Origin of the sequence: Vibrio sp. RE86, from assembly GCF_013114545.1 — a bacterium.
Lineage (GTDB): Bacteria > Pseudomonadota > Gammaproteobacteria > Enterobacterales > Vibrionaceae > Vibrio.
Genome location: NZ_VTXI01000019.1, coordinates 20,693 through 35,236, shown reverse-complemented (window position 1 = coordinate 35,236; position 14,544 = coordinate 20,693). Strand labels below are relative to the sequence as shown.

Annotated in this window: 12 protein-coding genes; 7 read left to right on the top strand and 5 right to left on the bottom strand. The window is 43.7% G+C overall.

The window, feature by feature from the left end; genetic code table 11:
- The first annotated feature begins 176 nt into the window (after nucleotides 1-176).
- The 3 genes from adk (at nucleotide 177) to F0231_RS16410 (ending at nucleotide 3,089) form a co-directional block, all read left to right on the top strand.
- The gene (gene adk, locus F0231_RS16420) at nucleotides 177-821 is read left to right on the top strand and encodes an adenylate kinase (protein ID WP_171760786.1); all 645 of its coding nucleotides are present in this window, start codon (nucleotides 177-179) and stop codon (nucleotides 819-821) included.
- Nucleotides 822-952: 131 nt separating this feature from the next.
- Nucleotides 953-1,912 (top strand): ferrochelatase, encoded by a 960-nt coding sequence (gene hemH, locus F0231_RS16415; protein ID WP_171760785.1) that lies wholly within the window; start codon nucleotides 953-955, stop codon nucleotides 1,910-1,912.
- Nucleotides 1,913-2,369: 457 nt separating this feature from the next.
- A complete protein-coding gene (locus tag F0231_RS16410) occupies nucleotides 2,370-3,089 on the top strand; it encodes an oligogalacturonate-specific porin KdgM family protein (protein WP_171760784.1) in 720 nt (239 codons plus the stop codon).
- Nucleotides 3,090-3,147: 58 nt separating this feature from the next.
- Here F0231_RS16410 and F0231_RS16405 read toward each other — a convergent pair whose 3' ends face one another.
- The 4 genes from F0231_RS16405 to F0231_RS16390 all read right to left on the bottom strand — a co-directional run bounded on the left by F0231_RS16405 (nucleotide 3,148) and on the right by F0231_RS16390 (nucleotide 8,828).
- The gene (locus tag F0231_RS16405; RefSeq protein WP_253825821.1) at nucleotides 3,148-4,647 is read right to left on the bottom strand and encodes a transcriptional regulator; all 1,500 of its coding nucleotides are present in this window, start codon (nucleotides 4,645-4,647) and stop codon (nucleotides 3,148-3,150) included.
- Between the two features lie 141 nt (nucleotides 4,648-4,788).
- On the bottom strand, nucleotides 4,789-5,415 hold the full coding sequence (locus tag F0231_RS16400) for an outer membrane beta-barrel protein (RefSeq protein ID WP_171760783.1): 627 nt from the start codon (nucleotides 5,413-5,415) through the stop codon (nucleotides 4,789-4,791).
- A 276-nt stretch (nucleotides 5,416-5,691) separates the two neighbouring features.
- Nucleotides 5,692-6,135, bottom strand: a complete 444-nt coding sequence (locus tag F0231_RS16395) for a DUF411 domain-containing protein (protein ID WP_171760782.1) — start codon at nucleotides 6,133-6,135, stop codon at nucleotides 5,692-5,694.
- Between the two features lie 8 nt (nucleotides 6,136-6,143).
- Complete coding sequence (locus F0231_RS16390) at nucleotides 6,144-8,828, bottom strand: heavy metal translocating P-type ATPase (RefSeq protein WP_171760781.1); 2,685 nt, start codon at nucleotides 8,826-8,828, stop codon at nucleotides 6,144-6,146.
- Nucleotides 8,829-9,321: 493 nt separating this feature from the next.
- Between F0231_RS16390 and F0231_RS16385 the strand changes: the two genes are divergently transcribed.
- The 4 genes from F0231_RS16385 (at nucleotide 9,322) to F0231_RS16370 (ending at nucleotide 13,970) form a co-directional block, all read left to right on the top strand.
- The gene (locus F0231_RS16385; protein ID WP_171760780.1) at nucleotides 9,322-10,431 is read left to right on the top strand and encodes a porin; all 1,110 of its coding nucleotides are present in this window, start codon (nucleotides 9,322-9,324) and stop codon (nucleotides 10,429-10,431) included.
- A gap of 64 nt (nucleotides 10,432-10,495) precedes the next feature.
- The gene (locus F0231_RS16380; protein ID WP_171760779.1) at nucleotides 10,496-11,134 is read left to right on the top strand and encodes a DUF2057 family protein; all 639 of its coding nucleotides are present in this window, start codon (nucleotides 10,496-10,498) and stop codon (nucleotides 11,132-11,134) included.
- 114 nt (nucleotides 11,135-11,248) lie between these two features.
- On the top strand, nucleotides 11,249-12,676 hold the full coding sequence (gene gltX / locus F0231_RS16375) for a glutamate--tRNA ligase (RefSeq protein ID WP_171760778.1): 1,428 nt from the start codon (nucleotides 11,249-11,251) through the stop codon (nucleotides 12,674-12,676).
- Between the two features lie 319 nt (nucleotides 12,677-12,995).
- Complete coding sequence (locus tag F0231_RS16370) at nucleotides 12,996-13,970, top strand: OmpA family protein (RefSeq protein ID WP_171760777.1); 975 nt, start codon at nucleotides 12,996-12,998, stop codon at nucleotides 13,968-13,970.
- Between the two features lie 52 nt (nucleotides 13,971-14,022).
- Here F0231_RS16370 and F0231_RS16365 read toward each other — a convergent pair whose 3' ends face one another.
- Nucleotides 14,023-14,529, bottom strand: coding sequence for a Fe3+-citrate ABC transporter substrate-binding protein (locus tag F0231_RS16365; protein WP_171760776.1), 507 nt, complete (start codon nucleotides 14,527-14,529; stop codon nucleotides 14,023-14,025).
- Nucleotides 14,530-14,544 lie beyond the last annotated feature (15 nt).

Here is a 14,544-nt window from a genome sequence, read left to right as displayed (position 1 = left end):
TTTTGAATTTGTATGTTAGAATGCGGTCTTGAAAGCAAATTAATGGGCGTGTAATGTGCACGCCTATTTTACTGTAACGAACTTATACCGAAACTTACCGTGAGTGCTGCTAAGTCATGCTCGGCTAGGCATAGTGAGCTTCGGTATAAATCATCATTATCTTAAGAGGATTCAACATGCGCATCATTCTTCTAGGTGCTCCAGGTGCAGGTAAAGGCACACAAGCTAATTTCATCATGGACAAATACGGTATTCCGCAAATCTCTACTGGTGACATGCTACGTGCTGCTATCAAAGCAGGTACAGAGCTTGGTAAGCAAGCTAAAGCTGTTATTGACGCTGGTCAGCTAGTTTCTGATGAAATCATCCTTGGTCTAATCAAAGAGCGCATTGCTCAAGATGACTGCGAAAAAGGTTTCCTATTAGATGGTTTCCCACGCACAATTCCTCAAGCTGATGGCTTAAAAGAGATGGGCGTAGATGTAGACTACGTTATTGAATTTGATGTTGCTGACGATGTTATCGTTGAGCGTATGGCTGGTCGCCGTGCTCACCTTCCTTCAGGTCGTACTTACCACGTAGTGTACAACCCACCTAAAGAAGAAGGTAAAGATGACGTAACAGGTGAAGACCTAGTTGTTCGTGATGACGACAAAGAAGAGACAGTACGTGCTCGCCTTGGTGTTTACCATGATCAAACAGCTCCTCTTATCAATTACTACGGTAAAGAAGCAGAAGCTGGCAACACTAAGTACCTTAAATTCGACGGTACTAAGCAAGTTGCTGAAGTGAGTGCAGATATCGAGAAAGCGCTAGCATAATTTGCTAACAGCAAAAATTGAAAATTTGCTATAGTGAAGCGACCTTTATAAGGTCGCTTTTTTTATGCTTACGCTTTGATCCACCAAAGCATTTTCATCGTAAAGAGCCATTTCAGTATTGATAGGAACCTATGCAAAATAATAAGAAACAGGGTGTGTTACTGGTTAATTTAGGTACACCTGATGAAGCAACCGCGCCAGCCGTAAAACGATTTCTAAGTCAGTTTCTACATGATAAACGTGTGGTCGATATGACACGTTGGCTTTGGTGTCCAATTTTGCATGGGGTGATCCTGCCAGTTCGTGCGCCTAAAGTTGCCAAACTCTACCAGACGGTATGGATGGAAGAGGGGTCTCCGCTGATGGTGTACTCTAAAAAGCAAGCTGAGAAGTTAAGACAAAAGTTGGATATGCCAGTAGAGCTTGGGATGACTTATGGCAACCCAAGCCTACAATCGGGTATTGAAGCATTGTTGTCGCAAGGCGTAGAAGAGGTAATAGTACTGCCGCTGTACCCTCAATATTCTGGAACTACAACGGCCGCTGTGTCTGACGGTCTAACTAAGGCTTTCAAACAAATTCCTGTAATGCCGGGCTTTACGCTTATTCGCGATTACCACGACCACTCTCTTTATATCAAGTCGTTGGCAGAGAGTGTTAAGCGCTCTTGGGAGAAGAACGGTAAGGGTGATTACCTTCTCTGCTCCTACCATGGTATTCCCAAGCGATATGCAGACAACGGTGATGTTTATCCTAAGCATTGTGAGCGTACAACTGAGTTACTCGGAAAAGAATTGGGCTTGAACGCTGATGAAATTGGGATGACGTACCAATCTCGCTTCGGACGAGAAGAGTGGTTGCAGCCATACACGGATAAAACGTTAGAAGTGTTACCAAGTAAAGGCGTTAAAAAACTCGATATTATGGCTCCTGCGTTTTCGTCCGATTGTTTGGAAACATTAGAAGAGATTTCAGAACAGTGTTTGGAAATCTTCACCGAACATGGTGGTGATACCTTTACCTATATCCCTTGCCTCAACGATGATGATGCCCACATCGATATGATGGTAAATTTGATTACACGCAATTAAATCGTTTGTATCTAGCTTACGAAAGGCTTCCCGTTTGGAAGCCTTTTTTGGTTCGCATGAGATTTCTGTTCATCGCTTGAAATCGCTAGGATATTTATTCCGTCAATGTGTGGTGATCGAGATCTCATTATTATTATCGATTATTAAGTGAAACCTAAAATGCGTGTGATCTAGCTGGCTGTAGGATGTCTATTTCGTTTACTTAGCGTGATTTACGTCACCTAACTCGCCTTTGTATCTTTTTATGTTTTTGTAAGTTATTGAATGTATAGGTTTAATTATCTTTTCAGATTTTGACGTTGAGCCATGTCTCATTAGGGTTGGATTTATTTTCACATGGAAAATAAATCTAGCAGTATGAAAAGCAAGCCAGGGAGGCGAACCTTCTTTGCGGTCGGTGGTGATGAAATACCAAATAAGAACCGCGGCTACTTTTGATACTTTAAGGCAGATTCTAATGAAAAAACTATTTACTCTTAGTGCACTTTCTCTCGCTTTCGCTTCAACTGCATTTGCAGGTTCTTCATACGTAACAGGTAACGTACAGTTCCATGATGATGACCTTCACGGTAACAGTGCAACGTCAACGCTAGAAGCGGGTCATACTTTTGATAACTCTATTGGTGGTTTAACGGTTTACACAGAGTTTGATGGCATTTCTATTGGTGACCCAGTAGTCGATGGTGTAAACAACTCTATCGGCGTTACGCTTGGTGGTGAGCAGTCTTACAACATTACTGACAATCTATGGGTTGCTGCGGGTTACCAACACCTTCTCGTTGACGGTGAGACAGCACAGTACCGTCCATTGGTTAAGATCGGTTACAACTTCGACAACGGCCTTTCATTGAGCAACCGTACTCGTGTTCATATCAACGAAAACAGCAGTCTAGATAACGACATCCGTTTTGATAACCGTATTGGTTACGTCGTTAATGAAGAGATCTCACTAAGTTACAACAACGTTTATGTTATCGCTGGTAACGAATCTGAATACAACTTAGCGGGTGACATGAAGAAACAAGACACGATGGATCACGAGCTACGTGCAACATGGACTCGTGAAGGCGTTCAACCATATTTTGAGTTCCGTAGCCAAGCAAATGGCGCAGATTACCCAGATGGCTCTAGCAAGCAGAACAACGCATTCGTATTCGGTGCTTCTTACGGCTTCTAAGCCACACTTGTTACTGTCCAAATAATACAAAGCCCAGCAGATGCTGGGCTTCTTCGTATTATGCGTTGGTGATTGGAGCACAAAAGCGTTCAACACCTTGCCAAAGTAAACTGTTAGGCATATGGATGTACTCAATGTTTGATAGGGCATCTTTCCATAAACCTAAGCAGGCCGCTTGCTTATTCTCACTAGAGTAATGCGCTAATACTTGCTTAGCTGGGATGCTACTTGTGAGTGCTGCTGTTGCTTTTAAGTAGTTACTTAAATATTGCTCTGTATTGCGTTTTTTACGACTAATATTGGCTTGCAACATTAGAATAAGCGCGTTGTTTGGAATTTCCGCAACATACTCTCGCTGTAACATTTGTAAGCTTTTTTCTATTTCTCCAGATCGATAAGTAAGTAGAGCTAACAGCATATGCAGCTCAGGAGAAGGTGTCGGAGTACTTTGTTTTACCTTATCGATCCAATGTCGCAGTACATCAGAAGATTGCTCACTAAACAGTAGCTCTCGGCTATAAAAACTGATTTCTGCACCACTCATTTTCTTCTCGATTAAGTGATCGAACTCGGCTTCAGAGCGCTGTGTTAGGCTGGTTTTCAGAGCTTGTTCAATACGAAAAATAGGCGTAGGTAACTTGAAGTATTCCGTCAGATCAGAGTTTAGTCTGTTTACGGTCGAAACCAATTGATTGTTTTCAAGTGGGTATAAATTTCGCCAAGCAACACGATTTGACGCCGAATGATAGAGAATCACCTCTAGAGAATCTGCCGCCCCGTTATCTTCAAGCAGGTTGAAGGCGAGCTTATAGTCTGAATCATTAATCGCATCTGAACCTGGGAAATGACGGTGTTTGCTCAAACTCATCAAGTAGTAGCTCGGTGAGCGCATATTAGCTAAGTGGATATAAGGAGAGTGGCTATAAGCGTGGAGCAGCAATACCTTGAGCCTTAGGGCGTCCTCCTGCGTTGATTGTTGGGATGATGAAATTTGATCGAGCAGCAAACGAACCTGAGGTACGTATAATGCCTGATCTTTTGATTCGACCTTTACATCAAAGAACGTGTTGATCAGAGCGACTGCAGATAAGAGCAGCGTAATCAAAAGTGCCGAACAACAAAAGGTAAGCTTAGAAGGTTTGAATGTTAACCTCTGACCTGTTGAATCCTGATTTTCAGAGTCTATGTCGTTGTCTAGTGAACTGACTAATTGAACGTGACTATTCGGGATGAAGTAACCTCTTTTCGGGTAGGTCACGATCAGCTTGGTCGAGTCAATATCTGGGACATTTTCCCTAAAGAGGTTACGTAACAAACTGATGCGGTTTGTGACCACATTTTTTGAAATGTACTGGTTTTCCCATACTTGCCCTATAAATTGCTCGATAGAGGTTGGCTCACCTACATTTGACAACAGCACTTCTAGCAATGCGAGGTTACGTGGCTCTAGCGCTATTTCATTGCTGCCATTGGTCAACGTTTTATGTTCTGGGTCATAGAGTAAATGAGCAATAGCGATGAGTTGACCGCTTTGCTTAGCTAGAGCGAGTATGTTCATATATGTCACAGGGGAGCGAAAAGACGCCGCGCATTCTATAAAAATATTCTTCCGACTTATAGATCCCTCCATCGGTAAGTGGTGTTGTATCATTTGTGAGAAACTCGGTGCGTTAGAGGCGCACCGAGTTAACCTCAACAGTTAGAACTTGTAAGTCGCGTTGATGTAACCTTGATTTGACGAGTTGAACTTACCAAGATTATCGTCACCCACTTTATGTTCGTTGCCGTTGAAGTAGTTGAATCGGTAGCCCGCTTCCATACCAAAGTGTTCTGTGAACATATAACCCATACCAGCATTCAAGCCGTAAGTCAGTCCTGAGTTTTTGCTTGTTACCGAAGCGCTCATTTCACCAGCAGGCGTCACTTGAGTCTCCAATTCGCTATTGTAATAGCCTACTGAACCGCCAGCTAATACATAGAAGCTATTGTCAATGTGGTAAACATAGTCAGAGCCGACACCAAATTGGTACCCATCTAGCTGAAACTTAACTCGAGCATTTTCTTCCACATCGATGATCGTTAGTTCTGATTCACCGTTGTATTGCACGTAGCCATAAATACGCACATTCTCGGTTAGGTAAGAGCCACCCTTTATTGCAAATGAGCCTGCGTTATCAAGTTTATCAACGACAGTTTTGCTTTCTGCATCTGCCGCGGAAGTGTTGTATTGACCACCAGCAAGTTCTACCGCGATGTAAGGTGTGTTGGCAAAAGTCGGCAGTGAAACCACGGTAGCAGCAGCTGCAATTAATAGATGTTTACGCATAGTCATTCTCAGTTTTGTTAGGTAATGAGTGCTCATCGCTATCTTTCTCTTTGAGTAGGAGTGTTTAACGAGAGTCCATTGAGCGCCAGTTAAGGTGCGCTGTTAAGTTGGCGAGAAAGTTATCTGAGAGAGAGGAATAATGCGAAAAACAAAAGTAAACGTAGTTACATTTGATGTTAATTTAGATCTATATTGATGATTTAATAGGGGAAATTTTAGCACTCATACTTGTTAGGGAAAGTATGAGTGCTACAGAAATGGGCTCAACAAAATCCGTTATTTGTTGACTTCATAGTGTCGGTAGGTGAATACCTGACCTTTTTCATTAAATGCATAAACCGCGTATGCGTCTTTTTCATCACCATATTCCATGCCAGGTGAGCCCATTGGCATGCCTGGAACAGCAAGGCCTTTGGCATTCTTAGGAGGGTTTTCTAAAAACGCCTTAATGTCATCCGCTGGGATATGGCCCTCAAATACATACCCGTTAATTTCAGCGGTATGGCATGAAGCTAGCTCAGGTGTTACCCCTAGCTTCTGTTTAATAGGATTCATGTTTTCATGTAATTTCTCTTCAACATTGAATCCAGCATCTTGCATGTGTTTTGTCCATTCGGTGCAACAACCACAGTACGGAGATTTGTGATTAAGCACATCAGCTGCAAGTGCGTTGCCGCTAATCAGTAGTGAAGTGGCAAGTGCCAATGTTTTTTTATTCATAGTAACCTCTACGAAGTTTTAAATAGTCTCAGTCGATTAGCATTACTTACGACTGTGATTGAAGAAAGTGCCATTGCCGCTCCTGCAACAACAGGGCTGAGCAAAAAACCAAAAGCTGGGTAGAGCACGCCCGCTGCGACTGGTATACCCAAAGAGTTATAGATAAATGCACCAAACAAGTTCTGTTTCATATTTTGAACGGTCGCCTTTGATAACTCAATCGCTCTAATCACGGAAATAGGTGAGGTATTCAATAGGGTCATTTGCGCACTCTCTATTGCGACATCACTGCCACCTCCCATTGCGATTCCAATGTCTGCGAGTGCCAGAGCAGGGGCATCATTCACACCGTCACCGACCATAGCGACACGTTTTCCTTGCGATTGAAGCTGCGTTATATGGTCAGCTTTTTCATCGGGTAAAACTTGGGATATGACCTGTTCAATACCTACTTGCTTGGCAATAGCTTGAGCGACTTGGTGATTGTCACCGGTTAGAATGACTGGCGTAATCCCCATTGCTTTTAATCTGTTTACCGCGAGGGCAGTTTCACTCTTGATAGGGTCTGCGATTGCAATAACTCCACTTGCAGAGCCTTCAACAGTAACAACAATCGGTGTCCACGCTTGTTCAATAAACTGAGCAATCTGAGTGTCTAGTTGTTCAACGCCCCAGCTTTGTTCACGAGCGTAATTGACAGAAGTAATGGCGATTGATTGAGTCTCAAATTGAGCGAATACCCCGCGACCTCTATGATTTTCAAAACCGTCGACTGGGGAAAGGGTTAGCGCGTTTTCCTTGGCATAGTTTACAACTGCTTTGGCAAGAGGGTGCTCGGAATGTTGCTCTACCGATGCTGCAATAGTCAGAAGCGCATTGTGATTGCCATCAAGCGCGTAAACCGACTGAACGGTAGGTTTCCCTTCTGTTAGGGTGCCTGTCTTGTCGAATACAACCGTATCTACTTTACTTGCAGACTGCAGAACGTCCGCGTCTCGAATCAAGATCCCCATCTCAGCCGCTTTTCCTACACCGACGGTGACAGAAAGTGGTGTTGCGAGACCTAGAGCGCAAGGACAGGCAATGATTAAAACCGTTGTCGCCACAACCAACATATAACTAGATGCTGGTTCTGGGCCTACCAAGTACCAAATGAATGCCGAAAGCACAGCAATAGTGACAACAACAGGGACAAATATTGAAGAGATACGGTCGGCCAGTTTCGCGATGGCAGGTTTACTGCTTTGTGCTTGGCGCACCATAGTCACAATGCGAGCTAGCATTGTATCGCTTCCCACTCCGGTTGCCTCGATAACGAAAACGCCATCTTGGTTGATGGTGCCAGCTGAGACATGCTCCCCTTGTTGTTTGAAGCTTGGAATAGGCTCACCCGTTAGCATTGATTCATCGACAAACGATTCTCCAGATAAGAGTGAACCATCAACCGGAACTTTCTCGCCGGGCTTCACTCGTAAATGCATGCCTAAGGCTATCTCTCTGATATCAATCTCTTGCTCTCCCTGCTCGGTGACGAGATTTGCCTTTTGAGGCTGAAGATCAATCAGTGCTTGTAAAGACAAGGTTGTTTTGGTTTTTGCTTTCGCTTCAATATAGTGACCCAGTGAGATGAGGCCGATGATCATCGCACTTGCTTCAAAGTAGACATGACGAGACTCGATTGGGAACCAATCAGGAAACGTCACGACAAGCATTGAGAACAGCCACGCTGAGCCAACACCAAGTGCTACTAGGGTGTCCATCGTCGCTCGTTTGTGAGTGAGTGCTTGCCAAGCATTGGTGAAGAAACTACGCCCTGCTGTGGCGAGCAGCCAGAAACAGATAATGCCTATTACCCCCCAACTCATTTGATCACCAAGCGAGCGGATCATCATATTGCCACCGAGTACACCCCAAAGCATAAGTGGGGCGCCAATCGCTAAACCTAAGTAGGCACTTTTCTTATGCTTTCGTTGTGATTCTTCAAGTTGCTCGCGCTGTTTCTGTTGTTGAGTCTCGAGGTCATCAATGATTTGCGCTTGATAACCAGAATGCTGGATAGATGTGATGAGCTCGTCTTGTATTTTTTCAGGTTGTAGCGAGGTAAAAGCAATCGCACTCTGCTCGGCTAGATTTACTTGAGCCCGTTCAACTCCCTTGACACTGACTAGGGCGTTTTCAACGGAAGCGACGCAGCTCGCACATGTCATACCCGAGATCAAAAGGTTGAGTGAGTAGCGCTCTGGGTGTGGTTTGCTCTTTGTAAGAGCGGACTGAGTGTTTGTTGTTTCACTGACTTGTACAGGTGGCATTGACTGAGAAGAAGCTTGATAGCCTAGTGTTTCAACCAGTGCGATCACTTCCTCTAAAGTATAAAGGGTAGAGATGGTTAACTCATTTTTGGATGCTTCAAAAGCTCCGACTTTGGCATCTTCATTTAATGCGCTTTTTAACTTAGCGACACACTTTCCGCAGCTTAATCCAGCTAGTTGTAGATGATAGTGGTTGCCTGCTTGATAATTTAGCTCATTAATGCTGGTTTCTAATATAGAAAATGGCTGTGAACTCTCGACGCTAATTGCGGTGGGGGAGAGATCTAGTACCTCAACTTGGTGTTTAGATATCAACTGGTTCTCTACCTTTCTTGCGCAACCCATGCAATTTAATCCAGAGAGTGGGATGTTGAACTTAGCCATGACTAAACCTTAGAAACTTATGAAGATGCTTAAGCTTAAACCTTACCGCAAGGGTAAGGTCAATAGCCTTTTTTAAAGTGGTAAAAACGTCAATTTGCTTTAGAACGGCCTATTTCTTGATGAAATTGAATGGGATTTGTATCAAGCTTTTTTATCGACAAATATAAAGTTCCGTGAATTATTCAAAAAGGTGTGAGAACTGGCTAACACTATTACCGTAATTTACAGAGTTCAGACACTACAAATTCTAAAATTGACGTTTTTGTTTTTTATGTTTTACTTTTAAGTTGTTGATTTTAATTTGGTTTGTAATTGTTTCTATTGACTTTTTTTGAAGTGCGTCGAATTTTCATTTGGTTCGTTTTTTGTTGCGAAAAAAGTTTGCCAAGATGCCCCTGTCCATAAATAGTCCTCCCCGTTAAATCAATGAGTTAACTCACCTGGCGGGGAGAACTAAACAAAATAAATCTTAAAAATAATAGGGGTTAATCTTATGTCTCATTTCAAAAAGACACTTCTTGGCGCAGCAATCACTGCAGCTACCTTGGCCGCAGGTACTGCAAACGCATATATGATTGGTGATCCGAACGACGCAAACGTTGAAGTGTACGGTGTTGTGTCTATTTCTGCTGTAGATTACGGCGCATCGAACCCAACAGGTCCTGATGCAGGTTGGTCTCTAGAAAATGAAACTCGCGTTGGATTCCGCGCTGCAAAAGTGATGACTGACAGTGTGACAGCATTTGCTCAAGTAGAGTCAGGTTGGGTACTGGACTACGGTGCTGACCTAGGTAACCGTGATACATTCGTAGGTCTGCGTGGCGACGATTGGGGTCAAGTACGTTTTGGTCGTATGCTGACACCTTTATACGAACTTGTTGACTGGCCGTACTCTGCCTCTAACTTAGGTCGTACTTTTGACCGTGCTTGGAGATCAGGTGAGCGTTACCACTTTGACCGTAAGAGCCAAATGGGGCGTTACGACTCTCCAATGTTCGCAGATATGGTGAAATTCAGCCTAGCTGGTGGTAACGGTAGTGAAAACCACGAAGACTCAAACTTCTTTGGTGGTTCTGTATCTGTAACACCTGTTGATATGCTAACGCTACATGCAGCATTTGAGACGGCAAAAGGTACAACGTTTGAGGGTGGTGAAGACGGTCACTGGGATACTAACAACGCAACTCCAGATCAACCGACTTGGGACCCAGGCAAAACAGCTTCAATTGGTGATACTGACTCTTACTTCTTCGGTTTTGAACTACGCCCAATCGATAACTTCAATATTTTAGGTGCTTACAAGTCAGGTTCTTACGACTCTACTAATAGCGGTGGTGGCTACGGATACTTGAAGCGTGAAATTGATGCTTACTCTGTACAAGCTAACTACTTCTTTGGTAACGCTAACATCCGTGTGGGTTACGCAGACCAGTCTGGTCAACAAGATGGCGTTGACAACAAAGATTTAGATTCAACATCGATCAGTGGTGAATTTGGTTACTCATTTAACTCTGTGTACACATTCTTGCGTCTAACACAGCAAGACGATTCTACTTACGATGACGATCTAATGGTTCGTATCGGTACTGAGTGGACATTCTAATCTAATAATAATGATACGGCGGACCGAGTGTCCGCCTTTTTCCGTTTGTAGCAGGTGAGGAAACATGAACAAATTTTTAGGGGTTATTGCATTAGGTCTAATGAGTACCTTGGCTAGCGCGCAAGTCACTATTCAAACCGACAATCGAGTTGACATATTGGCGGTAAATCAAGAGATAAACACCACCCCTAAGAAAGCAAAAGGGGATTTAAAAATAGAGAATGGTGTCAATCAACTTTTGATACGCGTTACCGCCATGGTTGATGGTAATGGTGGCAAGAAAAAGTTTAACTCTCTTCCGATGGTCGTAAAGTTTGAAGCAAATAACCAGACGTTAAAGTTTGAAACGCCTTTCGCTATTAGAGACGAGCGTGGTGTAAGAAAATTCGAAAAGCAACCAACGGTGAAAGTGACCAGTAACGGTAATGACGTACCAGTAGAAATAGAGCTTGTTTACGACCAAACCTTTGCTTTGATTAAAGACTACGATGAGATGCTTGAACAGTACAATCTAGCGGGTGGTGTGGCTGCAATTAACGTCGTTGAGCCCGCAATTCAGCCGACTTCAGACCAGCGTCAGTCTGCTAACAAGACGCAGTCATCCAGTGCCGTTTCTAAGGGCATTCAAGGCGAATTTCTTCAAATGACACCTGCACAACGTCAAGAGTTTATTTCATGGGCAGTAAAACACATCAACGATTAACAAAGATTGTTGATGATGGATTGTAGAATTACGTATCGGTGCTAAAATAACGCGCAATTTTGGCACCATGCCGTTTGGCTTGGTGTGGTCATCTAGACAATCAAGGTATTTTACATGACGGTTAAAACTCGTTTTGCTCCTAGCCCTACTGGCTACCTTCACGTTGGTGGTGCACGTACTGCACTTTACTCTTGGCTATACGCGAAAAACCAAGGCGGTGAATTCGTTCTACGTATCGAAGATACTGACCTAGAACGTAACTCTCAGGAAGCTGTTGATGCGATCCTAGAAGGTATGCAGTGGATGGGTCTTGAGTGGAATGAAGGTCCTTACTTCCAGTCGAAGCGTTTCGACCGTTACAACGAGATGGTTGATAAGCTACTAGCGGAAGACAAAGCATACAAATGTTACGCGTCTAAAGAGCTGCTTGAAGAGATTCGTGCAGAGCAAGAAGCAGCGAAAGAAATGCCTCGTTACGATGCAAATCATCCAAAAGTTGTGGCAGCAAATGTAGCAGCAAAAGAAGGTGATGCGTTTGTTGTTCGTTTCCGTAACCCGAAAGAAGGCAGCGTTGTATTTGAAGACCAAATCCGTGGTCGCATCGAAATCGCTAACAGCCAGCTAGATGACCTAATCATTCGTCGTACTGATGGCGCGCCAACGTACAACTTTGTTGTGGTTGTGGATGACTGGGACATGGGTATTACACACGTTGTTCGTGGCGAAGACCACATCAACAATACGCCTCGTCAAATCAACATCTACGAAGCATTAGGTGCGCCAGTACCAACGTTCGCACACTGTGCAATGATTCTAGGTGATGACGGTGCGAAGCTGTCTAAGCGTCATGGCGCTGTATCTGTCATGCAATACCGCGATGAAGGCTACCTACCAAATGCACTGAACAACTACCTAGTGCGTCTTGGTTGGTCTCACGGTGACCAAGAGATCTTCTCTCAAGAAGAGATGATCAACCTATTCTCTCTAGATGCTGTTTCTAAATCAGCGTCAGCATTCAATACTGAGAAGCTACTTTGGTTGAACAACCACTACATCAAGACATCAGCTCCTGAGTATGTGGCAGAGTACCTACAATGGCACCTAGACAACCAGAACCTAAACATTGAAAACGGTCCTGCAATCACTGAGGTAATCAAGCTAGTTGGTGAACGTTGTAACACGCTAGTAGAACTTGCTGAGCAAATTCGTTACTTCTATGAAGATTTCTCTGAGTTTGAAGCGGGCGCGGCTAAGAAACACCTGCGCGGCGTTGCTAAAGGTCCACTAGAACTTGCACTTGCGAAAGCAGAAGCACTAGAAGAGTGGACAACAGCAAACATCAAAGAAGGTGTTATTGCTGCTGTTTGTGAAGAGCTAGAAATCGGCATGGGCAAAATCGGTATGCCTCTACGCGTAGCAGTCACAGGTGGCGGTCAGTCTCCTTCTGTTGATGCGGTAATGGAACTCGTAGGCAAAGAGCGTGCAGTAGCTCGTATTAAGATGGCAATCGCATTTATCGAAGAGCGTGAAGCGAACGCTTAATTACTGTTAACAAGCATTCAGTCTATAAATCTAAAACCGCACTTTAACGAGTGCGGTTTTTTATTATGAGATAGACGTTGAGTTTTTAGGTAATGCAGCTTTAGCCCTGATCTTAGATCAGGGCTTTATTGTTTCTATCAGTAACTCACATAGATTGTTTTAATCAATGTCTTGTTTCTCATTTTTGAGAAAGTTGTTTGAGTAGGGATGGTTTAAAGTTAAGTCGCTAAAGTGACTGTTTTGTTGAACGTTCGCAGGCGGTCCAAGAGGGTGGGGTTTCTCTACCTTCAAATACTCTGATAACAATAAGGAAGTGCTCATGAAGAAATTGGCAGTGGTAATTTCAAGTACGCTTGCATTAGGTTCAATGGCGGCAAACGCCGATGTATATCTAGGGGCTAAAGTTGGTAAATCATGGTTGGATGATGCTTGTACATCCATCACAACAAATTGCGACGATGATTCAGCCGCTGGTGGTCTATTTGTCGGTTATGACTTTTTAGATTACCTGTCTCTTGAAGCAGGGTATGACTACTTAGGTGAGTTTACTGGTGACGGGATTAATGATGACAAGGCGACAGCTTGGACCCTTGCGCCTAAACTTAGTGCCCCAATCACGGATACGCTGGATATCTATGGTAAATTTGGTGGTGCCTATGTTGAGTATGGAGACAAAAGCGACAACTCATACCTAGGCGCTTTAGGCTTAGAGCTTAACCCAGATAGTAACATTCGTGTTCGCCTTGAATACCAGCGCTTGACGGATGTGAATAATGACCTCGTAAGAGCCGCGGTTAATACGGCATCACTTGGCTTCGTTTACAGCTTTGGCGGCAGTGATGAGCCAGCACAAGAACCTATGATGGTTGAAGAAAAAGTCGTTGAAGAAACGGTGGTAGAAGAGGAAGTCGTTGTCGCCACGCCAGTGATCAAATCCTTTGAAGCGAGAATTGATTCGGGTAACTTTGAACTTAATAGCTCAACTCTTAAACCAGAGAGTGAAGGTCCTATCGATGAACTTGCCCAGTTTATGAATGAATTCCCTCAAGCTAATGTTGAGATCACTGGGTATACCGACTCTTCAGGTGCTGCGGAGTACAATCAAATGCTATCAGAGAAGCGTGCTCAAGCCGTTGCAACCGTTTTAGAAGAGAAAGGTATTGATAGCTCTCGCATTACTGTCTCAGGTGAAGGCGAAAACAATCCGATTGCGTCGAACGAGACTAGACAAGGCAGAGCAGAGAACCGTCGAGTTGAAATTGTCGTGCCGGGTTTTGAATACGAAGAGAAATAATGGCGTGATGTAAAAGTAAAGCCTTGGTATGACCAAGGCTTTTTTGTTTGGGTTACTTCAAATCGATGCTGTTCAAACGCCCCATAAACTCCAAAATCTCTAAGTTCTCTTTATTTGCGGCAAGTAGCGCTTTCTTAGTTTTAGAGTAAGCGGCTAAGCGGCCATGCTTCTTGATCGAACAGACAACGCTGCGATAAATAAGCTTGCCATGTTCATCGTAGTTACGCCAAGCTGCGATATAACACTCGTCTTTTGCATCTGGGTGTTCTTTGGTTGGTCTTGGCTTGAAAATGATCTTAGGCTCTAAAGAATGAGGCAGTCGAGTCATTAAATAAGGATCCTTGAGCAATCTACGCCAAAATTTCCCCCACATTTCGCTGCCCAGTTCATTCCTGAGTTTGATCGCTTTCTTTAGTCCTTTTTTTTCCCCAATACGAATATATCCGACAGAGCGGTGAAGCACTTTATCATCTGGGGTGTGTATATGGATCTTGAATGCGGTTTTAGCTTTAGAAATAAAGCGGTGTCCAGTATTTGTCTCTAAGTTACTCTTTTTCATAGTATGGCTATAGAT